Below are 20,166 nucleotides of genomic sequence, written 5' to 3' on the forward strand. Positions count from 1 at the left end.
GATTTTTGATTTTTTCTCTATACGGTATTTGAAAATTTACTTTTCGCTTGCGTCTTTGTTTTGTCAAATTTTAGCTTGTTTCGTATCAAATTTTGCCTTCCATTTTTTAAGCTTCATTTTCTGGCGGAAAAAATCGGCTAAAACAGCCCGAAATTTTGCTTTAAATGCTCTTTGATGGGCTCAAGCGGTAGCGAGATCTCGCTGTTTTTGCCGCCGGTCGCGCCGTCAAAAAAAGTAATTCCGCTTGGCGAGAGCGTAAAATTTTCGCTCGGAGTTATCTTTTCTTTTGCGAAAATCGCGGTCAAATTTGCATCGTTTAAATCCTTAAAAACGTCGCTCAAATTTATCTTTTTTAGGTTTTTTAGCCAGACGGTTTTGCAGATTTTCCCGCCCTCTCCGAGTTCGCAGACGCTTCTTATTTTGCTGTTTTGATACTCGAGGCTATTTAGCGCGTTTGCGGCGTTTTTTGAGGGGTCTTTGAGCCATGTCGTTTTAAAATTTTCAAGTTTTGCGGCGAGAGATTTTTTGTTATTTTGCGCAAATTTAGGCGCGTAAAAGTCGCTCGCGACGGCCTCAAATCGCGTCCCGTCTCGCCCGATCTCTTGCAGCCCGAGCGCGGCAAAATCATAGCTTGCGACCTGTTTTATCACGGCTTTTCGCGCCTTGCCTCTGATCGCTAGCTTGCCCGTCAGTTCGCCTTTATCCGCTTTTACGCTTAGATTTAGCCACTCGGTAACTGCGCTTACGGCCGTTATAGCGGCGCCCGATTTTTCGATGCCGCCTTTGGTGAAGTCGTATCTGGCGCCCTCAAAAAATGCGTGCCCTTGAAATTTAGGCGGCAAAACGACGCCCTTATCGCTAAAATTTTCAAACTCGGCTTCAAGCTCGCTGATGTAGAGCTCAAATTTACTCCCGTCCGCCTCGCCTGCAAATTTATAAATTTTGCCCTCGTTTTCGTGTCTGATCTCGTAGCCTAGCGCCAAAACGCAGGCTAAAAATAGCGCCGCAACCACTCTCATAACCGCTCCTTATATGCCCAGCGCCCAGCGCGAAAACGGCGCCACCTCGCATTTTATGCCCTCTATACTCGTCTCGCCGGAGTTCGCCACGCTGATTGCTTGTAGCCTATTTATACCTAAATTTTTTAAATTTGCGTGCAGTTTTTTAAATTTTAAAAAGACCAAATCCGCATCGCTAAACGGCGAGCAAATGATAGCAAGTTTCCTTTTAGGCAGGAAAAAATCAAGCTCTTTTGTATAAAAAATCTGCTCATTAAATTTGGCCAATTCGCAAAAAACCGTGTTATTAAAATTTTTAGCGAAGTCCTTTTTTAGGCTTAGCGCGCTTTTAAATGCAAAGTCGCTAAAATAAAGCCTTTTTGCGGCGTTTGGCTCGTTAAATTTTTCTACCAAGCTAACTGTGCTCATATTTTCTAGCTCGCTAAGCGCTCCGTAAACGCTATCTTTTGAGATTTTGCGGGTGGATTTTAGCGTGCTAAAAATCTCAAAAATGCTCACGTTTTGCGCCTGAGCTTTCGCGCACTCTTTTAGTACGGCCAGCTGCGTGGCGGAGAGCGAGGATTTTAACGCGGTTTGTAGATTTGCCGCGACGTTTTCGGCGTCGCAAAAGGCCGACGCAGGACTTCTGCCGTGAAGCAAAAAGTGGCTAAAAAGCGTCTCTGGATCGATCTTTTTTGAAAAAAATGCGATAAATTCCTCGTAGTCTAAAAAATCCAAATTTAGCTCGCTAAAGCCGTTTAAATTCGCGTCTTTAAACCCAGAAGCGACGATAAAATTTTGCAAATTTAGCTCTAAAATCGGCTCGAATTTATCCCAAAATCTCTGCTCGAAATCATCGATCGCTAGAATTTTTATCTGCGGATTTTGGCGTAAAAACTCGAGAAAATTTGACAAAATATCATCCGCGTCTATGCGAAGATCGCCTAAATTTACGTACAAAAACTCTTTGCTATCAAATGCCGACAAAAAGCCCGCGATCAACGAGGTTTTGCCGCTTCCTATGCCGCCTTTTATCAGCGTTTTGGGCGCGGTAATCTCAAATTTTCTATTTATAAATTTGACGTTTTTCGGCGGGCTTTGGTATAGCGCGTTTAGAGTTTGCATTTTTAGCCTTTAAAATTTGGAAAATTATAGCGAAGTTTCCTTGTAAAGAGGAAGATAATTAAAATTTGACGTCAAAAAACAAGGGCAAATTTAATGATTTTTAAAAAAAAGGGGGGGGGGGGGTAGAATGCATTAAATTTTTATTTGAAAGGCGGATATTATGAAAAAAATTACGGTTTTTGGTCTGACGTTAATAAGTGCATTGGCGATAGACAATCCGATGGCAGATATACTAAAGGACTATGAAAACAAGTGTAATGCCGGAGATGAGATGGCGTGCGGCGTGGCGGGCGGAGTTTATGATTTTGCCTTTGAGGTGTACGGGGTAAAGCAAGACTACGGCAAGGCGATGAAATTTTATAAAAAGGGCTGCGATAATGGAAACTACAGGTCGTGCAATAATCTAGGCTTTATGTACGAAAATGAAAAAGGCGTAAAACTAGACTATAAAAAGACGTTTGAGTTATATACTAAGTCTTGCGACATCGGAAACGACGCGCTCGGTTGTAGAAATCTCGGATTTTTGTATATCAATAAGCATGTTTCAGGCATAAATGAGAAGCAAGCGTTTTTGGAAGGATTTGGGCGTGTTAAAAAAAGCTGCGACATCACGCCGGATTTTACTGCTTGCAGCTTTTTGGGCGATGTATACTTAAAAATAAATGAGAAAAACGACGCAATGAAATATTATCAAAGAGCATGTACTGCCGGGGCTACCGATAATGTTGTTCAATCTTTTGAAGAAGGCGTTAAGCTTTGGCAACTAACCTGCGGAATGTACGAACTTTTAAAGCAAGGCTCAAGATGATTATTTAAAATTTGGACACGATTTTTATCTGTCCAAATTTACCCCAAATCAAATTTAAATATTCCGCTTTAAATTTTCAGCCAAATTTACAAAAGCTTCCTTATAAAAAGGAAATAAATCTATTAAATTTTACTAAATTTGCTCAAAATATTGACTTTAAAAAGCCATTTGGATAAAATCCGAGTCTCTTACATAAGTAAGAAGTGTCGTATGTTTGCGACAAGTTCTATTCAAAGGAAAGAAAATGGAAAGAATCAGGCTTAAGCTTAAAGCTTATGACCATAGAGTTCTCGACCGCACAGTTGCAGCCATAGTAGAAGCTGTCAAACGAACGGGCGCCGACGTCAGAGGTCCGGTGCCGATGCCTACGAAGATCAAACGCTACACGGTCTTAAAATCACCACACATCAACAAAGACTCACGCGAGCAGTTTGAAATGAGAATTCACGCTAGAATGCTAGATATCGTAGCGGCTACGCCCGATACCGTCGACTCGCTAACAAAGCTTGACTTAGCCCCTGAGGTTAACGTCGAAGTCCGCGCGATGGGCAAATAAAGGCGAGGTGAAAGATGGAATATATCGTAGAAAAAATAGGCATGAGCAGAACGGTAAACAACCCAAGCATCCCCGTTACGCTTCTAAAGGTCGTAAACGCTAAAGTTTGCGAAGTGAGCGAATGCGGCAGTGCTATAGTAGCTTATGCTAAAGGTAAAGCAAAAAATAAAGCCATAGAGGGTCAGCAAAAAAAATATAGCCTAACGGCGGAATTTAATAAATTCGCAACCCTACAAGTCGCCAATAAAGAGGCGGGCGATCTTGATTTTAGTCCGCTTAGCTCGGCTAAAATTTTAAAAGTTAGCTTCAGCTCAAAAGGTAAAGGCTATCAAGGCGTCGTGAAAAGACACGGCTTTGGCGGCGGTCCGAAAAGCCACGGTTCTCGCTTCCACAAAAGACACGGCTCTATCGGTAACCGCGAGTGGCCGGGACGTGTTCAGCCTGGTATGAAGATGGCCGGACACACCGGAAACGAAAAAGTTACCGTTAAAAACGAGATCGTAAGCTTTGACGCCGAAAACGGAATTTTGGTTTTAAAAGGCAGCGTCGCTGGCTATAACGGCGCAATGGGCAGAATAAGGATAGTAAAATGAGTAAAGTTTGCGTATTAAACGAAAAATTTGAAAAAGCTAGCGAGCTTGATCTACCGGCTAATTACGCTGAGATCAACCCGCACAACCTATATCTTTACGTTAAGTCTTATTTGTCCGGTATGCGTTCAAATTCGGCTCACACCAAAACCAGAGCTTTCGTAAGCGGCGGCGGTAAAAAACCGTGGAGACAAAAAGGTCGCGGCGGCGCTAGAGCGGGCTCAACTAGAACTAACGTCTGGGTAGGCGGCGCGGTGGCGTTTGGTCCGAGCAACGAGCGAAACTATTTCCAAAAGGTCAATAAAAAGCAAAAAAGATTGGCGCTTGAGTTCGCGCTAAACGAAAAAGCTAACGCGGGTAAAATTTTCGCGGTAGATAGCATAGAGATCGCAAGCGGTAAGACTAAAGACGCTGCTAAAGTAATCAGCGCGTTAAATTTGAGAGACGCTTTGGTCGTAAAAGATCTGCTTGACGACAACACGCTATTGGCGTTTAGAAATTTATCAAACTGCTATCTAATCGATGCGAGCGAGATAAACGCTTACTTAGTGGCGACTTACGGTGCCGTCGTTATCGAGAAGGCCGCACTTGAATCTATAATAAAAGAGGGCTGAAATGGCAGATATAACTGATATCAAAACGATTTTATATACGGAAAAAACTCTCGGTCTTCAAGAGCAAGGCGTGGTCGTCATACAAACTTCGCCTAAGATGACTAAAAACAGGCTGAAAGAAATTTTGAAAGAGTATTTTGGAGTAACGCCGCTTCGCGTAAATTCGCTTAGAATCGACGGAAAAGTTAAGCGTTTCAAAGGAAGAGAAGGACAACGCAACGAGATAAAGAAATTTTACGTTAAGTTGCCTGAGGGCTCAAGCCTAGAAAACACGGAGGCGTAAGATGGCGATAAAAACCTATAAACCTTATACACCTAGCCGCAGATTTATGACGGGCTTATCGAGCGAGGATATCACCGCTAAACCTAGCGTGAGAAGCTTGCTTGTAAAGATCCCTGTAAGCGGCGGTAGAAATAATAACGGAAGAATAACTTCTAGACATAAAGAAGGCGGAGCGAAGAAACTTTATAGAATCATCGACTTTAAACGCCGCAAATTCGGTATCGAAGGTAAGGTCGAAGCTATCGAGTACGATCCGAACAGAAACTGCCGCATCGCGCTTATCGCTTATAAAGACGGCGAAAAACGCTATATCATTAGACCAAACGGACTAAATGTTGGTGATGTAGTAGCAGCAGCCGAAGCGGGCCTAGACATAAAACCTGGCAACGCGATGAAACTAAGAAATATCCCGGTTGGTACTATCGTACACAACGTGGAGCTAAAACCGGGCAAGGGCGCTCAGATGGCTCGTTCAGCCGGCGGTTATGCTCAGCTAATGGGTAAAGAGGAAAAATATGTAATGCTTCGCTTGCCAAGCGGCGAGATGAGACAAGTGCTTGCAGAGTGCATGGCTAGCATCGGCGTAGTAGGTAACGAAGACTGGGCGAACGTAACTATCGGTAAAGCCGGACGTAATCGCCACAGAGGTATCCGTCCTCAAACTCGCGGTTCTGCGATGAACCCGGTAGATCACCCGCACGGCGGTGGTGAGGGCAAGAAAAACTCAGGCCGTCATCCTGTTACTCCATGGGGTAAACCGACCAAAGGTGCTAAGACTCGCCGTAAGAAGGCTAGCGATAAGCTTATAATTTCAAGAAGGAAAGGTAAATAGAGATGGCAAGATCACTCAAAAAAGGACCTTTTGTCGATGAGCATGTAATGAAAAAAGTCGTTGCCGCTAAAAAAGCCAACGACAACAAGCCGATAAAAACATGGTCTAGACGCAGCACGATAGTGCCTGAAATGATAGGCCTAACGTTTAACGTTCATAACGGCAAGAGCTTCATTCCAGTATACGTTACTGAAAACCACATCGGATATAAACTAGGCGAATTTGCTCCTACGCGCACATTTAAGGGTCACAAAGGCTCGGTGCAAAAGAAAATCGGTAAGTAAGGGGATAAGATGAGCAAATCAATTATTAAATTCGTAAGACTATCTCCGACTAAAGCCAGACTAATCGCAAGAGAAGTACAAGGCATGAACGCCGAATTTGCACTAGCTAGCCTTAGCTTTATGCCAAACCGTGGCGCCAAATTTATCGCTACGGCTATCAGCTCTGCGGTAGCTAACGGCGGATTTGAGCCCGAAGAGGTTATCGTGACAAGCTGCCGCGTGGATGCAGGCCCAGTATTAAAAAGATTTAGACAGCGAGCGAGAGGAAGCGCAAGCAGAATCCGCAAACCGACTTCTCATATATTAGTAGAAGTATCTAAACCTGAAAAGAAGGAAGCGTAATATGGGTCAAAAAGTAAATCCGATAGGTCTAAGACTAGGAATAAACCGCAACTGGGAGTCAAGATGGTTTCCTGCTAAAGGAACTTTGGCTGAAAATATCGGCGAAGACTACAAAATTCGCGCTTTCTTGAAAAAGAAACTTTACTACGCGGGCGTTTCTCAAATTTTGATCGAGAGAACGGCTAAGAAAATTCGCGTAACCGTCGTAGCAGCTCGCCCCGGTATTATCATCGGCAAAAAGGGCTCTGACGTAGAGAAGCTTAAAGAGGATATCCAAAAGCTGATCAACAAAGAAGTAAACGTAAATATCAAAGAAGAAAGAAAAGCTCAAGCTTCAGCTCAGCTAGCTGCGGAAAACGTAGCTATGCAGCTTGAAAAACGCGTTGCATTTAGACGCGCAATGAAAAAAGTTATCCAAGGCGCTCAAAAATCAGGCGCTAAAGGTATCAAAATTTCAGTTGCTGGACGTCTTGGCGGTGCGGAAATCGCTAGAACAGAGTGGTACTTAGAGGGTCGCGTTCCGCTTCATACTCTAAGAGCTAAGATCGATTACGGCGTTGCTGAAGCGCATACGACTTATGGAAACATAGGTATAAAAGTGTGGATATTTAAAGGCGAGGTTCTTCAAAAAGGCGTTCAACCTGAAAAGAACGAAGAAGAAAAAGCCGATAAAAAACCGCGCAGAGCAAGAAGAGGTAAATAATCATGTTGATGCCAAAACGAACTAAATTTCGCAAACAGATGAAAGGCAGAAACCGCGGTAAAGCTACTCGCGGCGCTGATCTTGCTATGGGTGAGATCGGAATAAAAGCCGTAGAAGCGGGCCGCGTAAATTCGCGCCAGATCGAAGCGGCTCGTGTGGCTCTAACTCGCCACGTAAAACGCCAGGCTAAAACTTGGATCAGAGTTTTCCCAGATAAGCCGCTAACCAAAAAACCTCTACAAACTCGTATGGGTAAAGGTAAAGCCGGAGTCGAAGAGTGGGTTATGAACATAAAACCAGGTCGTATAATAGTCGAAATGGCGGGCGTAGATGAGGAATTAGCGCGTGAAGCTCTAACTCTAGCTATCCACAAACTTCCGTTTAAGACTAAAATCGTAACGCGAGAGAGTGAAAATGAAATATACTGATATTAAAGACAAAAGCGTTGCAGAACTTAACGCGTTATTGAAAGAGAAAAAGGTGCTTTTATTTACTTTAAGACAAAAGCTAAAAACCATGCAGCTAAGCAACCCTAACGAGATTCGCGCCGTCCGTAAGGAAATAGCGCAAATCAACACTGCAATTAGCGCTTCAAAGTAAGGGGTGAGAAATGGCATTAAAAAGAGAAATTCAAGGTGTCGTTTTACAAAAGGCCGGCGATAAGACGGCTACGATTTTGGTTGAGAGACGCGTTATGCACCCAAGATACCACAAATTCGTAAAACGCTTTAAAAAATATATGATTCACGACGAAAAGAACGAAACTAAAGCGGGCGATACTGTCGTAGCTATCGAATGCAGACCGCTAAGCGCGAGAAAATCTTTCCGCTTAAAGACTATTTTAGCGACGGGGGTTGAGTAATGATACAATCTTTTACGAGGCTTACGGTTGCCGACAATAGCGGCGCGAAAGAACTAATGTGTATTAAAGTTTTGGGCGGCAGCAAGAGAAGATACGCGACTCTTGGGGACGTTATCATCTGCTCGGTCAAAAAGGCGCTTCCAAACGGTAAGATCAAAAAAGGTCAAGTGGTAAAAGCGGTCGTCGTTAGAACTAAAAAAGAGGTTCAAAGAGATAACGGCTCGCTAATCCGCTTCGACGAAAACGCAGCCGTCATCCTAGATAACAAACGCGAGCCTATCGGTACTCGTATCTTTGGACCGGTCGGCCGTGAGGTTAGATACGCTAACTTTATGAAAATCGTTTCGCTTGCTCCGGAGGTGTTATAATGGCTAACGTTAAATTTAAAGTAAAAAAAGGCGATACCGTTAAGATCATCGCAGGCGACGACAAAGGTAAAACAGGTAAAATTTTATCCGTCCTAGCCAAAAAAGGACAAGTCATCGTCGAGGGCTGCAAGGTAGCTAAAAAAGCTATAAAACCTAGCGAAAAAACCCCAAACGGCGGCTTTATCAATAAAGAGATGCCTATTGATATCTCAAATGTTGCAAAAGTTGAGGGCTGAAAATGAATAGATTAAAAGCTAAATATAACGAGGTCGTAAAGCCTGCTTTGGCTAAAGAATTCGACATCAAAAATCCTATGCTAATCCCTGCGATCGAAAAGATCGTAATAAGCGTAGGCGCTGGCGAATCGGCTAAAGATCAAAAGCAACTTCAAAACATCGCCGATACTATTTCGCTAATCGCTGGACAAAAAGCCGTGGTTACCGACGCTAAAAAATCGGTTGCGGGCTTTAAAGTGCGCGAGGGATTTCCCGTCGGCGTAAAAGTAACGCTTAGAAAAGAGAATATGTTTGCGTTTTTAGACAAACTAATCTCTATCGCGCTACCGAGAGTTAAGGACTTTAGAGGCCTTCCAAAAGACGGCTTTGACGGACGCGGAAACTACAACTTCGGCCTTGACGAGCAGCTAATGTTTCCGGAGGTCGAGTACGATAAGATTCTACGCACTCACGGTATGAATATAGTTATAGTCACGACGACAAACAGCGACAAAGAGGCATTCAAATTGCTTGAGCTATTTGGTTTGCCGTTTGCGAAAGGAAAGTAATATGGCAAAAAAATCAATGATAGCAAAGGCTGCCAGAAAGCCTAAATTTACGGTTCGCGGCTATACGAGATGCCAAATTTGCGGTCGCCCGCATTCGGTTTATAAAGATTTTGGAATTTGCCGCGTATGCCTAAGAAAAATGGCTAATGAGGGACTAATCCCGGGTCTAAAAAAAGCAAGCTGGTAAGGAAGAGAAATGTTAAACGACTTAATTTCAGACGGACTAACTCGCATTAGAAACGCCGCAATGAGAAGACTCGAGACTACGAAGCTTCTTCATTCAAACGTCGTCGAGGCTACTTTATCTATCCTTGCGGCTAAAGGCTATATCGAGAGCTACAACGTCGTAGAAGAAGATAAAAAGAAATTTATAAACGTAGTTTTAAAATACGACGAGCACGGCAGAAGCGTGATTAACGAGCTTAAGCGCGTATCAAGCCCGGGTCGCCGCGTTTATAAGGGAAAAGACGAGATCAAGAGATTTAAAAACGGCTACGGAACGATCATCGTTAGCACCAGCAAAGGCGTTTTAAGCAATGAAGACGCTCACAAAGCTGGCGTAGGCGGCGAAATCCTCTGCTCTGTGTGGTAATTGTCTAAAACGCTACGGGGTAGCGTTTTAGATTACCTTAAAAAGAAGCTTGAAGCGGTGAGCTTGCTGGGTTTACAGCGGAGCATCGTTTTTGAATCTTTAAAATGTAATCTAATTCGGTAGACTTGTCGCATTTGCGACGGGTAGTGTTTAGGATTACTTTGAAATGAAATTTTACTAGGCATCTTTTTTGTAGTTTATAAAATTTACGAAAAATTTTCGCCGTCGAATTTCTAAAATTTAAAATCGGAAGCTTAAATTTAAAAAGCTTCCCAAATTTAGCTCGACTTGTAAATTTACCCGAATTTGGCAAAGCTAAATTTAAAAACGACGATGTCAAATTTTGACGTTAAATTTTGGAAAAAAACTCCAAAAAACAAGTCAAATTTGATGAGAAAATTAAAGTGTTTGAAGCGGTTTTTTATCGCTTCGATTCATTTCTATTTTTATGGTATTGTGGTATCCATTCGTAAAAGTAGACATACCCTAGACAAGTAAAAAAGGAAAAAAATGTCACGTATAGGAAAACAGCCGATAGCTATTCCAAGCGGAGTAGAGGTCAGCGTAGAAGGCAACGTCCTTAAATTTAAAAAAGGCGCTCATTTAAAAGAGCTTGACACAAAGGGGCACGTAGACGTTAAAGTCGAAGATGCTCACATAGTATTTTCTCCAAAAAGCGACGAGAGACAAGATAGGGCCTACTGGGGCACTTATAGAGCGCTTGCAAATAATATCGTAATCGGCATCACAAAAGGTTTTGTTCGTCAGCTTGAGATCAACGGCGTCGGTTACAAAGCCGCTGCTAAAGGCCAAGTGCTTGAACTTACTTTAGGATTTTCTCACCCGATAAATCACGAAGTGCCAAAAGGCGTTGAAATCAGCGTAGAGAAAAACATCATCACTATTAAAGGCGACGATAAGCAAGTGGTCGGTCAGATCGCGGCTCAAGTCAGGGCGTATAGACCGCCTGAACCGTATAAGGGCAAGGGCGTTAAATACGTAGAAGAGCGCATCATCCGCAAAGCCGGTAAGACATCTAAGAAGTAAGGGATAGATAATGACAGCAAATGTATTAAAAAGAAAACTCGCTCTTAGAATCAAGAGAAAAAGAAGAATCAGAGCCAAAATTTCCGGCACTGCGGTATTGCCTAGAATTTCTATCTTCAAATCAAACAGAACTCTTTACGTCCAAGCTATCGACGACGTAGCAGCCGTAACTCTAGCGGCAGCCGACGGCAGAAAACTAGGCGTAAAAGCAAACAAAGAAGGCGCCGTAACTTTGGCTAAAGAATTTGCAAAAACTCTAAAAGCTAAAAAAATTGAAACGGCATTATTCGACAGAAACGGCTATTTGTATCACGGAGTCGTAGCGGCTTTTGCAGACGCATTACGTGAAAACGGTATCAAACTATAAGGAAAATCGCTATGGAAAAATATAACAGAGAAGAATTCGAAGAAGTAATGGTTGATATCGGCCGCGTTACAAAGGTCGTAAAAGGCGGTCGTAGATTTAGATTTACGGCTCTTGTCGTAGTAGGAAACAGAAACGGCCTAGTGGGCTTTGGCTTCGGTAAAGCAAAAGAGGTGCCGGACGCTATGAGAAAAGCCGTAGACGACGCGTTTAAAAACATCATCGAGGTAAAAAGAAAAGGCTCGACTATACCTCACGACGTAGAGGTTAAATTTAACGCTAGCCGCGTTTTACTTCGCCCTGCTAGCGAAGGTACGGGTGTGATCGCGGGCGGTAGCGCTCGTCCTATTCTAGAGCTTGCGGGCATCAAGGACATCCTAACAAAATCGCTTGGCTCAAACAACTCGGCAAACGTCGTTCGCGCTACTTTAAAAGCGCTAAGCATGCTTAAAGGCTAAGGAGAAGATATGGGACTAGAAAATTTAAAACCTGCCGAGGGCTCGACTAGACAAATCAAAAGACTAGGTCGCGGTCAAGGTAGCGGTCAAGGTAAAACCGCAGGCAAAGGACACAAAGGTCAAAGAGCTAGAAAAGGCTACAATGAAAAAAGAGGCTTCGAGGGCGGTCAGCAACCGCTTCAAAGACGCCTTCCAAAAGTAGGCTTCGCTTCTAAATTTGAGAAACCTTACGTAATCAACGTAGAAAAAATCGTTGCGGTAAAAGAGCTAAGCGAGATCACTATCGCTACTATCGCTACCGTGCATAAAATTTCAAGCAGCGTCAAGAAAATCAAATTGATCGGAGTGAGCGCAAAAGATTTGGCTTCGAAAATCAAAGACGAGAACGTAACCGTTAGCGGACGTGCGTAATGAATAAGACATTGACCAACAAGATTTTAATCACGTTGGCATTTTTATTTGCATACAGGATACTGGCATACGTGCCGGTTCCTGGCGTAAACGTCAATGTTATTAAAGAGTTTTTCGATTCGAATTCTGCAAATGCGCTTGGACTATTTAATATGTTCAGCGGTAAGGCCGCAGAGCGCCTCAGCATCATCTCTCTAGGCATTATGCCATACATCACAGCATCTATCATCATGGAGCTTTTAGCGGCTACTTTCCCAAATTTGGGCAAGATGAAAAAAGACCGCGATGGCATGCAAAAATATATGCAGATTATCCGTTATGCCACTATCGGTATCACGCTTGTTCAAGCAGTGGGCGTCAGTATGGGGCTTCAGAGTCTTCACGGTAGAGGCGGAGAGGACGCAATAATGATAGATATGAATTTATTTATCGCCATCGCAGCGGCTTCGATGCTAACGGGAACTATGCTTTTGATGTGGATAGGCGAGCAGATCACTCAGCGCGGTATCGGCAACGGCATCAGCCTTATTATCTTCGCTGGTATCGTTAGCGGCATACCTTCAGCTATCGGTGGAACGGTAAATTTGGTAAATACGGGCGAGATGAACTTCCTTGTAGTTATCGTAATTTTGCTTGTTATCTTGGTCACGGTAGGCATAGTTATCTACGTCGAGATGGGCGAGAGACGCGTGCCGGTGAGCTATTCGCGTAAAGTCGTGATGGAAAATCAAAATAAACGTATCATGAACTATATACCTATCAAGGTAAATTTAAGTGGCGTTATTCCTCCGATTTTCGCCAGTGCGATTTTGATGTTCCCAAGCACCATTTTGCAGGCCAGTACAAATCCTTACATCCAAGCTATTCACGATTTTTTAAATCCAAATAGCTATTTTTTCAACTTTTTGACGTTCTTGCTGGTCGTATTTTTTGCATATTTTTACGCTTCGATAGCGTTTAATGCAAAAGATATCAGCGAAAATTTAAAAAGACAGGGCGGATTTATCCCAGGCATTAGACCGGGCGAGGGCACTGCGGGCTATCTAAACGAAGTGGCATCAAGGCTAACATTTAGCGGCGCGATTTACCTTGGACTTATCTCGACGCTTCCTTGGGTGCTCGTTAAAATTATGGGCGTTCCGTTTTATTTCGGCGGTACGTCGGTACTGATCGTAGTTTCTGTCGCGCTTGATACGATGCGAAGGATAGAAGCTCAAATTTATATGAATAAATATCAAACTCTAAGTGCGGTAGGCTTGTAATGGCTATAACCATTATGCAGCCAAACGACATAGAGAAAATGCGAGCGGCGAATAAAATCGTCGCTCAAACTCTCGACTACGTAGAAGGCGTGATCAAGCCCGGCATTTCTTTGCTCGAAATAGATAAAATTTGCGACGATATGATAAGGGCTGCGGGCGCAAAGCCAGCGTTTAAGGGGCTTTATGGCTTTCCAAACGCCGCTTGTATCAGCGTAAACGAAGTAGTCATCCATGGCATCCCGAACGAATACAAACTACAAGAAGGCGACATCGTAAGCGTCGATATCGGCTCAAATTTGAACGGGTATTTCGGCGACTCGGCTAGGACTTGGGGCGTGGGTCAAATTTCGCGCGAGGACGAAAAGCTAATCGCTTGCGCTAAAGATGCGTTATATTTTGCGATAGATACCGTAAAAGCGGGAATGCACTTTAAAGAGCTTAGTTTTGAAATCGAGAAATTTATAAGAGCTCGCGGATTTGTTCCGCTAACGGGATTTTGCGGTCACGGCATCGGTAGACGCCCGCACGAAGATCCGCAAATTTTAAATTATTTAGAGGGCGGCAGTCCAAAATCGGGACCAAAAATAAAAAACGGAATGGTATTTTGCGTGGAGCCGATGATCTGTCAAAAAGACGGCACTCCGGTGATCGGGCCTGACAAATGGAAAGTAACCAGCAAAGACGGGCTAAGAACCAGCCACTACGAGCACTGCATGGCAGTCATTAATGGACGCGCGGAGATCTTAAGCCTAGCGTAAAATTTTAAAATTTACAAATCGTTCGTGCGACTTGTAAATTTTAAAATTTTAATTTGTGGTGAGTTAAAATTTTAATTTCAAACTTCCGCCGAGCGGCGAAAGTAAATTTAACAAAAAGGAGTTAAGTGGCAAAAGACGACGTCATAGAGATCGACGGCAACGTCATCGAGGCGCTGCCAAACGCGACGTTTAAGGTCGAGCTCGACAACAAACACGTGATTTTGTGTCATATTGCGGGCAAGATGAGGATGCATTATATAAAAATAATGCCTGGAGACCGCGTAAAGGTGGAACTAACGCCTTATAGTCTGGATAAGGGTAGGATAATTTACCGACATAAGTAAATTAAAAGCTAAATTTGGCTATACTCAGCCCTTTGCGACAAATTGCTGTATGAAGAATTGTTTTCAAAGCCCACCACTTGTTTTGAAAATAGTTGGTTTAAAATTTCGTTAAACCTGATGCAGCCTAAAAGTGGAATAAATTTTTAGGAGACTAGAATGAAAGTTCGTCCTTCTGTAAAGAAGATGTGTGACAAGTGCAAAATTGTCAAGCGCCAAGGCGTAGTTCGCATAATCTGCGAAAATCCAAAACATAAACAAAGACAAGGATAAAGCATGGCACGTATCGCAGGTGTGGATTTACCAAAGAAAAAGAGAATCGAATACGGTTTGACCTATATTTACGGTATCGGTCTTCATAAATCTCGTCAAATTTTGGATGCTACCAAAATTTCTTACGATAAAAGAGTAAACGATCTAACCGAAGACGAAGCTGCGGCTATCCGCAAAGAGATCCAAGAGAACCACGTGGTGGAAGGCGACCTTAGAAAAAGCGTCGCTATGGACATCAAGGCTCTTATGGACTTAGGAAGCTACCGCGGTCTAAGACACAGAAAAGGTCTTCCGGTGCGCGGTCAAAAGACTAAAACAAACGCTAGAACTAGAAAAGGCAAGCGCAAAACAGTCGGCGCTGCGACGAAATAAGGATAAGCGATGGCAAAAAGAAAAGTAGTTAAAAAGAAAATTGTAAGAAAAAGTATCGCTAAAGGTATCGTTTATATAAGCGCGACTTTTAACAACACTATGGTAACGGTTACCGATGAGATGGGAAATGCTATCGCTTGGAGTAGTGCTGGCGGACTAGGCTTTAAAGGAAGTAAAAAATCAACTCCTTATGCGGCCCAACAAGCAGTAGAAGACGCTCTAACCAAAGCAAAAGAGCACGGTATAAAAGAAGTAGGCATCAAAGTACAAGGTCCTGGCAGCGGTAGAGAGACCGCAGTCAAGAGCGTAGGCGCGGTAGAGGGTATAAAAGTAACGTTTTTAAAAGATATAACCCCGCTTCCGCATAATGGTTGCAGACCGCCGAAACGCCGCCGCGTATAATTAGAAATTTAGGAGAATTATTATGGCTAGATATAGAGGACCCGTTGAAAAATTAGAAAGAAGACTCGGCGTTAGTTTGGCGCTAAAGGGTGAGCGTCGCTTGGCAGGTAAGAGCGCGCTTGATAAAAGACCTTACGCTCCGGGACAACACGGACAAAGAAGAAGCAAGATAAGCGAATACGGCTTGCAGCTTCGCGAAAAACAAAAAGCTAAATTTATGTACGGCATTAGCGAGAAGCAATTCCGCCACTTATTCCAAGAGGCTGCTCGCCGCGAGGGAAATACCGGTGCGCTTTTGGTACAGCTTTTAGAGCAAAGATTAGATAACGTAGTTTACAGAATGGGCTTTGCGACGACTCGCCGCTTCGCTCGTCAGCTAGTTACTCACGGACATATTTTAGTAAACGGCAAGAGAGTAGATATTCCTTCTTACAGAGTCCAAGCTGGCGCTAAAGTAGAGGTTATCGAGAAGTCTAAAAACAATCCGCAAATCGTTCGCGCGATCGATCTTACGGCACAAACCGGCATCGTAGCTTGGGTTGACGTCGAAAAAGATAAAAAATTCGGAATTTTCACAAGAACTCCGGAAAGGGAAGAAGTCGTCATTCCTGTCGAGGAAAGATTCATAGTAGAGCTTTATTCGAAATAATAAGGGGTATAACGATGAGAAAAATTACCACATCAGCTTATATGCCTACCGAAATTTCAGTAGAGAGTATAAGCGAGAATGTCGCCAGAATAACTGCGTATCCGTTTGAAACGGGTTATGCGGTCACTTTGGCTCATCCGCTAAGACGACTTTTATATAGCAGCACGGTTGGATTTGCGGCTACGGGCGTCAAAATAGAGGGCGTATCTCACGAATTTGATTCGATGAGAGGCATGCTCGAGGACGTAGCGCAGTTTATTATAAATTTAAAAAACATCCGCTTTAAGCTAAAAAACGAGTCTGAGCGCGAAGTGGTCGAGTATTCGTTTAAAGGTCCAAAAGAGATAAAAGCCGGCGATCTAAAAAGCGATGTCGTAGATATCGTAAATCCGGACGCCTATCTTGCGACCATAAACGAGGATGCGGAGCTTAAATTTTCCGTAATCATCCAAAAAGGTATCGGATACGTCCCAAGCGAAGAGATAAGAGACAATACCGAAGAGGGTTATATAGCTCTTGACGCGTTCTTTACGCCTGTTAAAAAAGCCGTTTACGAGCTAGTAAACGTTCTAGTTGAGGACAATCCCGACTATGAGAAGATTATTTTCACGGTTACGACGGACGGACAAGTGGGCGCGATCGAGGCGTTTAAACACGCGATCGAGGCGATGTATCAGCAGATGTCGGTGTTTAAAGGCGTTTTAAATATCGACGTTTCGGCAGGTCTAAACTCTCAAACTTCTGGCAGCGAGCATGCGAAACTACTTCAAAGCGTAGAAGAGCTAAATTTGAGCGCCAGAAGCTTTAACTGCCTTGATAAAGCCGAGATTAGATTTATCGGCGAGCTTGCTTTGATGGATGAAAACGAGCTAAAAGAGCTTAAAAATTTAGGTAAAAAATCTCTAGAAGAGATTAAGGCCGTTATGCAAGAGATCGGATATCCGGTCGGCGGCGACCTAGGCGGCGGCAAAGATCAACTCAAGAAAAAAATCGCCGACCTAAAATCACAAATGAGTGCAAAAGAGTAAAAGGAACATAAATGAGACACGGTCACGGATACAGAAAACTAGGTAGGACGTCGGCTCACCGCTCGGCTCTACTTAAAAATTTAGCTATCGCTATCATCAAAAGCGAAAAGATAGAGACGACCTTGCCTAAGGCAAAAGAGTTAAGAAGCTATATCGAAAAGCTAATCACCAGAGCTAGAAAAGGCGACAGCAACGCTCACAGAGCGGTTTTTGCTAGCTTGCAGGATAAAGAAACTACGAACAAGCTAGTAACCGAGCTTGCTCCGAAATTCGTAGGTAAAAACGGCGGATATACGCGCATCGTTAAGACTCGCGTTCGCCGAGGCGATGCTGCCGAGATGGCTTATATCGAGCTAATCAAAGAATAATTTTTAGAGAGCTTCGGCTCTCTTTTTCTTTTTAAATTTATCCACTTCAGCTATCTCAAAACTCACTTGATTTTCCATCTCAATTAAATTTGTTTGCTTCTCTGCTACATCGTTTGTAATTTTACATATGGGCGGAAAATGAGAAATTTTGTAGCGACTTTTATTCTAAATTTTATGTGATTTTATGTACAAATTTGCCTTTTAAAGGTTTGCTTACATAGCAAACGCCTAATATGTCAAATTTATCTAAAAACAATCTTATAATGTGCAACGACCGATTGTATAAAATTATTTTGAGCTTTATATTGCGTACTGCATCCTTTTACTATTGCGCTTTTTCGTTCTCAGCCTTTGCTGGCATCTTTTAAATTTGGCTTGATCACATATAGAATCGCCTCAAATTCTAAATTTAACTAGATTAAAAATAGCGGCCAAAACGCCAAACTCATAGCGTATTTAAAATTTTATCTGCTATAATATCTCAAAAATTTAAAAGGTTAAAAATGATCCCATTTACTGATGAAGAGCTTTTAAAGCCCGTAAAAGCAAGCCTGCAAAAGGTTTTGCCTATGCTTGAAAACGACGGCGGAGGTATGGAGCTATTAGGTATCAAAAACGGCAAAATTTACGTCCGTCTAACCGGCCACTGCCACGGTTGCGCAGCTAGCTCGACCACGCTAAAATACGGCATCGAGCGCCAGCTCCGCATGGATATCCACCCCGAGCTAGAGGTCGTAAACATCCCTATCGGCGAGGAAGTTAAATTTGATTGATTATAAAAAGGCGGGACTAAAAGCGTTTAACAAGGGCGATTATGACGCCGCTGCGAGCTATTTTTCGCTCGCCTACGACAAAAAACCGGACAAAAAACTACTTTTTCTCATTATGCTTTGCTCGCTTGCTAAGACTCGCCGCGACGAGGCGATGACGCTTTTTGAGATATTTAAGCTAAAAGATAAGCTCGGTATGAGCCCGGACGAGCTGGAGGAAATTTTAGGCGCGCTCGAGGCGAAATTTAACGACGATGAGAGCCTTGAGGAGCAAAATGCGATCAGCTACGCCGATTTTATGGATGCGGTTAGGCGCGGCGGATTTAAAAGCACCTTTGAGGACATCATGTTTTCCACGCGTGTGATGATCGATAACCGCGACGATTTTCTCGAGTTTTTGCAAAATCTTATCAAAAACGACTTCATCGAAATGGGGCTAAACTACATCGAGACCGCGGCCGTGATGTTTGCCGGCGACGAACGGCTAAGCGCGCTGGCTCGCGAAATCAACGAAAAGGCCGAAAGTGAAAATTTACGTTAAAGAGGGCTTCGTCACCGACAACTCGAACGAATGCGAAGCGGGTTGCTGTTTCGTAAAAACGGCGACGAACGCCAAATTTGAAGCCGCCGCCGAAGCAAAGGGCGCAAAAATCATAAATTTGGCCGAGTGCAAGCGGCTACTAGGTATCGACGAGAACATCAAAATCATCGGCATTACGGGCACCAACGGCAAGACCACGACTGCAGCGCTTATCTGCGCTACGCTGTTAAATTTAGGCTACAAATGCGGCCTGTGCGGCACTCGCGGCGCTTTTATAAACAATGAACGCATAGACGACAAGGCGCTAACGACGAGCGAAATTTTACGCACGCTTAGCTACCTAAAAGCCGCTAGCGAGCGCGGCTGCGAGTACTTCGTGATGGAGGTTAGCTCGCACGCTATCGCGCAAAAACGCATCGAGAGCCTATCCTTTGCGATGAAAATTTTTACGAATTTGACCCAAGACCATCTCGACTATCACGGCACGCTTGAAGAGTACGCGCGCGTAAAGAGCGAGTTTTTCGCAGACGATGCGCCAAAGCTCATAAATATAGACGACCGCGGCGGGATCAAATTTAACCCCGCAAATGCCTTAACCTATGCGCTGCACGCCGACGCGGACTTTGCGCCCGGCGAGTATTCGCTAGAAGGCGGTATACGCGCGACACTAAAGACCCCGCGCGGGCAAATGACGCTAAGTTCAAATTTGCACGGCGAATTTAACCTCTACAATCTCATCGTAGCCGTCTCTTGCGTCGCGACGCTGACGGATAGACCGCTAGAGCAGATCGCGCGCGCCGCGGCGGAATTTGACGGCGTCGAGGGGCGCATGGAGGTCGTTAGTCGCGAGCCGCTCGTGATCGTGGACTTTGCGCACACTCCAGACGGCATCGAAAAGGTGCTAAATGCATTGCGCCATCGCAAAATCGTCGCGGTTTTCGGTGCCGGAGGAGATAGAGATCGCACCAAACGTCCTAAAATGGGCGCAATAGCGCAAAAATACGCGCACAGACTCGTCGTCACCAGCGATAATCCCCGAAGCGAAGAGCCAGAAAGCATCATCGCTGAGATCTGCGGCGGCCTAGAGATGAACGAGCGCGTAAAATGTATTGCAAACCGCAAAGAGGCTATAAAATACGCGCTTGAAAGCCTTGCGCATGACGAAATTTTAGTGATTTTGGGCAAGGGCGACGAAACCTATCAGGAGATCAAGGGCGTAAAATATCCGTTTAGCGACAAAGAGGTCGTGCGCGAACTTTTGGACGGACGCGCCTAAATTTACGAACAAAACGGCGACGAAGCAAGGGTGAATTTGAGTAAAATTTGCCTTTGTTTGCGTCTAAATTTCTATTTTACTGCCGAGCGGCGTCAAATTTGTCGC

The 20,166-nt window shown here is 43.8% G+C and carries 35 protein-coding genes; 33 read left to right on the forward strand and 2 right to left on the reverse strand.

The window, feature by feature from the left end; all coding sequences use genetic code 11:
• Window positions 1-137: 137 nt before the first annotated feature.
• Complete coding sequence (locus H7R39_RS05560; protein ID WP_185898315.1) at window positions 138-1,019, reverse strand: hypothetical protein; 882 nt, start codon at window positions 1,017-1,019, stop codon at window positions 138-140.
• A 9-nt stretch (window positions 1,020-1,028) separates the two neighbouring features.
• Window positions 1,029-2,123, reverse strand: a complete 1,095-nt coding sequence (locus H7R39_RS05565; protein ID WP_185898316.1) for an ATP-binding protein — start codon at window positions 2,121-2,123, stop codon at window positions 1,029-1,031.
• 160 nt (window positions 2,124-2,283) lie between these two features.
• Here H7R39_RS05565 and H7R39_RS05570 point away from each other — a divergent pair, with 160 nt between their 5' ends.
• From H7R39_RS05570 to H7R39_RS05730, 33 genes are all read left to right on the forward strand, one after another.
• Window positions 2,284-2,931: a tetratricopeptide repeat protein gene (locus H7R39_RS05570; protein ID WP_185898317.1), complete on the forward strand. Its 648-nt coding sequence runs from the start codon at window positions 2,284-2,286 to the stop codon at window positions 2,929-2,931.
• Window positions 2,932-3,175: 244 nt separating this feature from the next.
• Window positions 3,176-3,487 carry a 30S ribosomal protein S10 gene (rpsJ, locus tag H7R39_RS05575; RefSeq protein WP_002947121.1) on the forward strand — a complete coding sequence of 104 codons (312 nt, stop codon included), beginning with the start codon at window positions 3,176-3,178 and terminating at the stop codon, window positions 3,485-3,487.
• Window positions 3,488-3,501: 14 nt separating this feature from the next.
• Window positions 3,502-4,080 carry a 50S ribosomal protein L3 gene (rplC, locus tag H7R39_RS05580; protein WP_002943472.1) on the forward strand — a complete coding sequence of 193 codons (579 nt, stop codon included), beginning with the start codon at window positions 3,502-3,504 and terminating at the stop codon, window positions 4,078-4,080.
• Window positions 4,077-4,691, forward strand: coding sequence for a 50S ribosomal protein L4 (gene rplD, locus H7R39_RS05585; RefSeq protein WP_185898318.1), 615 nt, complete (start codon window positions 4,077-4,079; stop codon window positions 4,689-4,691). Before rplC ends, rplD begins: the two co-directional genes overlap by 4 nt.
• Before the next feature lies 1 nt (window position 4,692).
• Entirely contained in the window at window positions 4,693-4,974 is a 282-nt protein-coding gene (locus tag H7R39_RS05590) for a 50S ribosomal protein L23 (protein WP_122862333.1), read from the forward strand.
• A 1-nt stretch (window position 4,975) separates the two neighbouring features.
• Window positions 4,976-5,806, forward strand: a complete 831-nt coding sequence (gene rplB, locus H7R39_RS05595; RefSeq protein WP_185898319.1) for a 50S ribosomal protein L2 — start codon at window positions 4,976-4,978, stop codon at window positions 5,804-5,806.
• Window positions 5,807-5,808: 2 nt separating this feature from the next.
• On the forward strand, window positions 5,809-6,090 hold the full coding sequence (rpsS, locus tag H7R39_RS05600) for a 30S ribosomal protein S19 (protein WP_002947116.1): 282 nt from the start codon (window positions 5,809-5,811) through the stop codon (window positions 6,088-6,090).
• A gap of 9 nt (window positions 6,091-6,099) precedes the next feature.
• Window positions 6,100-6,432: a 50S ribosomal protein L22 gene (gene rplV / locus H7R39_RS05605; protein ID WP_185898320.1), complete on the forward strand. Its 333-nt coding sequence runs from the start codon at window positions 6,100-6,102 to the stop codon at window positions 6,430-6,432.
• Window position 6,433: 1 nt separating this feature from the next.
• A complete protein-coding gene (rpsC, locus tag H7R39_RS05610; protein ID WP_009494829.1) occupies window positions 6,434-7,135 on the forward strand; it encodes a 30S ribosomal protein S3 in 702 nt (233 codons plus the stop codon).
• Window positions 7,136-7,137: 2 nt separating this feature from the next.
• Window positions 7,138-7,563 (forward strand): 50S ribosomal protein L16, encoded by a 426-nt coding sequence (rplP, locus tag H7R39_RS05615; RefSeq protein ID WP_002947109.1) that lies wholly within the window; start codon window positions 7,138-7,140, stop codon window positions 7,561-7,563.
• A complete protein-coding gene (rpmC, locus tag H7R39_RS05620) occupies window positions 7,550-7,735 on the forward strand; it encodes a 50S ribosomal protein L29 (protein WP_124851387.1) in 186 nt (61 codons plus the stop codon). Before rplP ends, rpmC begins: the two co-directional genes overlap by 14 nt.
• A 10-nt stretch (window positions 7,736-7,745) precedes the next feature.
• Complete coding sequence (gene rpsQ, locus H7R39_RS05625; RefSeq protein ID WP_009494830.1) at window positions 7,746-7,997, forward strand: 30S ribosomal protein S17; 252 nt, start codon at window positions 7,746-7,748, stop codon at window positions 7,995-7,997.
• Window positions 7,997-8,365 (forward strand): 50S ribosomal protein L14, encoded by a 369-nt coding sequence (gene rplN, locus H7R39_RS05630; RefSeq protein WP_002947105.1) that lies wholly within the window; start codon window positions 7,997-7,999, stop codon window positions 8,363-8,365. The genes rpsQ and rplN overlap by 1 nt, the downstream gene beginning before the upstream one ends.
• Window positions 8,365-8,601, forward strand: a complete 237-nt coding sequence (gene rplX, locus H7R39_RS05635; protein WP_002943173.1) for a 50S ribosomal protein L24 — start codon at window positions 8,365-8,367, stop codon at window positions 8,599-8,601. Before rplN ends, rplX begins: the two co-directional genes overlap by 1 nt.
• A gap of 2 nt (window positions 8,602-8,603) precedes the next feature.
• Window positions 8,604-9,149, forward strand: a complete 546-nt coding sequence (gene rplE / locus H7R39_RS05640; RefSeq protein WP_002953670.1) for a 50S ribosomal protein L5 — start codon at window positions 8,604-8,606, stop codon at window positions 9,147-9,149.
• A gap of 1 nt (window position 9,150) precedes the next feature.
• Entirely contained in the window at window positions 9,151-9,336 is a 186-nt protein-coding gene (locus H7R39_RS05645) for a type Z 30S ribosomal protein S14 (RefSeq protein WP_002943090.1), read from the forward strand.
• Window positions 9,337-9,345: 9 nt separating this feature from the next.
• A complete protein-coding gene (rpsH, locus tag H7R39_RS05650; RefSeq protein WP_002943159.1) occupies window positions 9,346-9,741 on the forward strand; it encodes a 30S ribosomal protein S8 in 396 nt (131 codons plus the stop codon).
• 510 nt (window positions 9,742-10,251) lie between these two features.
• Window positions 10,252-10,788 carry a 50S ribosomal protein L6 gene (gene rplF / locus H7R39_RS05655; protein WP_002943347.1) on the forward strand — a complete coding sequence of 179 codons (537 nt, stop codon included), beginning with the start codon at window positions 10,252-10,254 and terminating at the stop codon, window positions 10,786-10,788.
• 10 nt (window positions 10,789-10,798) lie between these two features.
• Window positions 10,799-11,155 (forward strand): 50S ribosomal protein L18, encoded by a 357-nt coding sequence (rplR, locus tag H7R39_RS05660; RefSeq protein ID WP_124851303.1) that lies wholly within the window; start codon window positions 10,799-10,801, stop codon window positions 11,153-11,155.
• 11 nt (window positions 11,156-11,166) lie between these two features.
• Window positions 11,167-11,610, forward strand: a complete 444-nt coding sequence (rpsE, locus tag H7R39_RS05665) for a 30S ribosomal protein S5 (protein ID WP_002943402.1) — start codon at window positions 11,167-11,169, stop codon at window positions 11,608-11,610.
• Between the two features lie 9 nt (window positions 11,611-11,619).
• Window positions 11,620-12,021 carry a 50S ribosomal protein L15 gene (gene rplO / locus H7R39_RS05670; protein ID WP_002947096.1) on the forward strand — a complete coding sequence of 134 codons (402 nt, stop codon included), beginning with the start codon at window positions 11,620-11,622 and terminating at the stop codon, window positions 12,019-12,021.
• The gene (gene secY, locus H7R39_RS05675; RefSeq protein WP_002953674.1) at window positions 12,021-13,283 is read left to right on the forward strand and encodes a preprotein translocase subunit SecY; all 1,263 of its coding nucleotides are present in this window, start codon (window positions 12,021-12,023) and stop codon (window positions 13,281-13,283) included. Before rplO ends, secY begins: the two co-directional genes overlap by 1 nt.
• The gene (map, locus tag H7R39_RS05680; protein ID WP_185898321.1) at window positions 13,283-14,041 is read left to right on the forward strand and encodes a type I methionyl aminopeptidase; all 759 of its coding nucleotides are present in this window, start codon (window positions 13,283-13,285) and stop codon (window positions 14,039-14,041) included. The genes secY and map overlap by 1 nt, the downstream gene beginning before the upstream one ends.
• Before the next feature lie 125 nt (window positions 14,042-14,166).
• A complete protein-coding gene (gene infA / locus H7R39_RS05685; protein ID WP_002943098.1) occupies window positions 14,167-14,385 on the forward strand; it encodes a translation initiation factor IF-1 in 219 nt (72 codons plus the stop codon).
• A 156-nt stretch (window positions 14,386-14,541) separates the two neighbouring features.
• Complete coding sequence (rpmJ, locus tag H7R39_RS05690) at window positions 14,542-14,655, forward strand: 50S ribosomal protein L36 (RefSeq protein WP_002947091.1); 114 nt, start codon at window positions 14,542-14,544, stop codon at window positions 14,653-14,655.
• Window positions 14,656-14,658: 3 nt separating this feature from the next.
• Window positions 14,659-15,027, forward strand: coding sequence for a 30S ribosomal protein S13 (gene rpsM / locus H7R39_RS05695; RefSeq protein ID WP_002943382.1), 369 nt, complete (start codon window positions 14,659-14,661; stop codon window positions 15,025-15,027).
• Window positions 15,028-15,036: 9 nt separating this feature from the next.
• Window positions 15,037-15,429 carry a 30S ribosomal protein S11 gene (gene rpsK, locus H7R39_RS05700; protein ID WP_002947090.1) on the forward strand — a complete coding sequence of 131 codons (393 nt, stop codon included), beginning with the start codon at window positions 15,037-15,039 and terminating at the stop codon, window positions 15,427-15,429.
• A 22-nt stretch (window positions 15,430-15,451) separates the two neighbouring features.
• Window positions 15,452-16,078 carry a 30S ribosomal protein S4 gene (gene rpsD, locus H7R39_RS05705; RefSeq protein ID WP_185898322.1) on the forward strand — a complete coding sequence of 209 codons (627 nt, stop codon included), beginning with the start codon at window positions 15,452-15,454 and terminating at the stop codon, window positions 16,076-16,078.
• 14 nt (window positions 16,079-16,092) lie between these two features.
• Complete coding sequence (locus tag H7R39_RS05710; RefSeq protein ID WP_185898323.1) at window positions 16,093-17,106, forward strand: DNA-directed RNA polymerase subunit alpha; 1,014 nt, start codon at window positions 16,093-16,095, stop codon at window positions 17,104-17,106.
• An 11-nt stretch (window positions 17,107-17,117) separates the two neighbouring features.
• A complete protein-coding gene (gene rplQ / locus H7R39_RS05715; RefSeq protein WP_002943070.1) occupies window positions 17,118-17,474 on the forward strand; it encodes a 50S ribosomal protein L17 in 357 nt (118 codons plus the stop codon).
• 503 nt (window positions 17,475-17,977) lie between these two features.
• Entirely contained in the window at window positions 17,978-18,247 is a 270-nt protein-coding gene (locus tag H7R39_RS05720; RefSeq protein WP_002947081.1) for a NifU family protein, read from the forward strand.
• Entirely contained in the window at window positions 18,240-18,785 is a 546-nt protein-coding gene (locus tag H7R39_RS05725) for a histidine kinase (protein WP_185898324.1), read from the forward strand. The genes H7R39_RS05720 and H7R39_RS05725 overlap by 8 nt, the downstream gene beginning before the upstream one ends.
• Window positions 18,769-20,061: a UDP-N-acetylmuramoyl-L-alanyl-D-glutamate--2,6-diaminopimelate ligase gene (locus tag H7R39_RS05730; RefSeq protein ID WP_185898325.1), complete on the forward strand. Its 1,293-nt coding sequence runs from the start codon at window positions 18,769-18,771 to the stop codon at window positions 20,059-20,061. The genes H7R39_RS05725 and H7R39_RS05730 overlap by 17 nt, the downstream gene beginning before the upstream one ends.
• Window positions 20,062-20,166 lie beyond the last annotated feature (105 nt).

Origin of the sequence: Campylobacter massiliensis (genome assembly GCF_014253065.1) — a bacterium.
In the GTDB taxonomy this organism is placed as follows: Bacteria; Campylobacterota; Campylobacteria; order Campylobacterales; family Campylobacteraceae; genus Campylobacter_A; species Campylobacter_A massiliensis.

Excerpts from the sequence above, each read along its gene's own strand:
- H7R39_RS05645 (WP_002943090.1), top strand. The coding sequence starts at position 9,151 with ATGGCAAAAAAATCAATGATAGCAAAGGCTGCCAGAAAGCCTAAATTT.
- H7R39_RS05570 (WP_185898317.1), top strand. The coding sequence starts at position 2,284 with ATGAAAAAAATTACGGTTTTTGGTCTGACGTTAATAAGTGCATTGGCG.
- H7R39_RS05710 (WP_185898323.1), top strand. The coding sequence starts at position 16,093 with ATGAGAAAAATTACCACATCAGCTTATATGCCTACCGAAATTTCAGTA.
- rpsE (WP_002943402.1), top strand. The coding sequence starts at position 11,167 with ATGGAAAAATATAACAGAGAAGAATTCGAAGAAGTAATGGTTGATATC.
- rpsK (WP_002947090.1), top strand. The coding sequence starts at position 15,037 with ATGGCAAAAAGAAAAGTAGTTAAAAAGAAAATTGTAAGAAAAAGTATC.
- rpsM (WP_002943382.1), top strand. The coding sequence starts at position 14,659 with ATGGCACGTATCGCAGGTGTGGATTTACCAAAGAAAAAGAGAATCGAA.
- rpsQ (WP_009494830.1), top strand. The coding sequence starts at position 7,746 with ATGGCATTAAAAAGAGAAATTCAAGGTGTCGTTTTACAAAAGGCCGGC.
- rplB (WP_185898319.1), top strand. The coding sequence starts at position 4,976 with ATGGCGATAAAAACCTATAAACCTTATACACCTAGCCGCAGATTTATG.
- rpmC (WP_124851387.1), top strand. The coding sequence starts at position 7,550 with ATGAAATATACTGATATTAAAGACAAAAGCGTTGCAGAACTTAACGCG.
- rplQ (WP_002943070.1), top strand. The coding sequence starts at position 17,118 with ATGAGACACGGTCACGGATACAGAAAACTAGGTAGGACGTCGGCTCAC.
- rplD (WP_185898318.1), top strand. The coding sequence starts at position 4,077 with ATGAGTAAAGTTTGCGTATTAAACGAAAAATTTGAAAAAGCTAGCGAG.
- rpsH (WP_002943159.1), top strand. The coding sequence starts at position 9,346 with ATGTTAAACGACTTAATTTCAGACGGACTAACTCGCATTAGAAACGCC.
- H7R39_RS05565 (WP_185898316.1), bottom strand. The coding sequence starts at position 2,123 with ATGCAAACTCTAAACGCGCTATACCAAAGCCCGCCGAAAAACGTCAAA.
- H7R39_RS05720 (WP_002947081.1), top strand. The coding sequence starts at position 17,978 with ATGATCCCATTTACTGATGAAGAGCTTTTAAAGCCCGTAAAAGCAAGC.
- rplN (WP_002947105.1), top strand. The coding sequence starts at position 7,997 with ATGATACAATCTTTTACGAGGCTTACGGTTGCCGACAATAGCGGCGCG.
- rpsS (WP_002947116.1), top strand. The coding sequence starts at position 5,809 with ATGGCAAGATCACTCAAAAAAGGACCTTTTGTCGATGAGCATGTAATG.
- map (WP_185898321.1), top strand. The coding sequence starts at position 13,283 with ATGGCTATAACCATTATGCAGCCAAACGACATAGAGAAAATGCGAGCG.
- rplF (WP_002943347.1), top strand. The coding sequence starts at position 10,252 with ATGTCACGTATAGGAAAACAGCCGATAGCTATTCCAAGCGGAGTAGAG.
- secY (WP_002953674.1), top strand. The coding sequence starts at position 12,021 with ATGAATAAGACATTGACCAACAAGATTTTAATCACGTTGGCATTTTTA.
- rplP (WP_002947109.1), top strand. The coding sequence starts at position 7,138 with ATGTTGATGCCAAAACGAACTAAATTTCGCAAACAGATGAAAGGCAGA.
- H7R39_RS05590 (WP_122862333.1), top strand. The coding sequence starts at position 4,693 with ATGGCAGATATAACTGATATCAAAACGATTTTATATACGGAAAAAACT.
- rpsC (WP_009494829.1), top strand. The coding sequence starts at position 6,434 with ATGGGTCAAAAAGTAAATCCGATAGGTCTAAGACTAGGAATAAACCGC.
- H7R39_RS05560 (WP_185898315.1), bottom strand. The coding sequence starts at position 1,019 with ATGAGAGTGGTTGCGGCGCTATTTTTAGCCTGCGTTTTGGCGCTAGGC.
- rplO (WP_002947096.1), top strand. The coding sequence starts at position 11,620 with ATGGGACTAGAAAATTTAAAACCTGCCGAGGGCTCGACTAGACAAATC.
- rpsJ (WP_002947121.1), top strand. The coding sequence starts at position 3,176 with ATGGAAAGAATCAGGCTTAAGCTTAAAGCTTATGACCATAGAGTTCTC.
- rpsD (WP_185898322.1), top strand. The coding sequence starts at position 15,452 with ATGGCTAGATATAGAGGACCCGTTGAAAAATTAGAAAGAAGACTCGGC.
- rplV (WP_185898320.1), top strand. The coding sequence starts at position 6,100 with ATGAGCAAATCAATTATTAAATTCGTAAGACTATCTCCGACTAAAGCC.
- rpmJ (WP_002947091.1), top strand. The coding sequence starts at position 14,542 with ATGAAAGTTCGTCCTTCTGTAAAGAAGATGTGTGACAAGTGCAAAATT.
- rplC (WP_002943472.1), top strand. The coding sequence starts at position 3,502 with ATGGAATATATCGTAGAAAAAATAGGCATGAGCAGAACGGTAAACAAC.
- rplX (WP_002943173.1), top strand. The coding sequence starts at position 8,365 with ATGGCTAACGTTAAATTTAAAGTAAAAAAAGGCGATACCGTTAAGATC.
- rplR (WP_124851303.1), top strand. The coding sequence starts at position 10,799 with ATGACAGCAAATGTATTAAAAAGAAAACTCGCTCTTAGAATCAAGAGA.
- rplE (WP_002953670.1), top strand. The coding sequence starts at position 8,604 with ATGAATAGATTAAAAGCTAAATATAACGAGGTCGTAAAGCCTGCTTTG.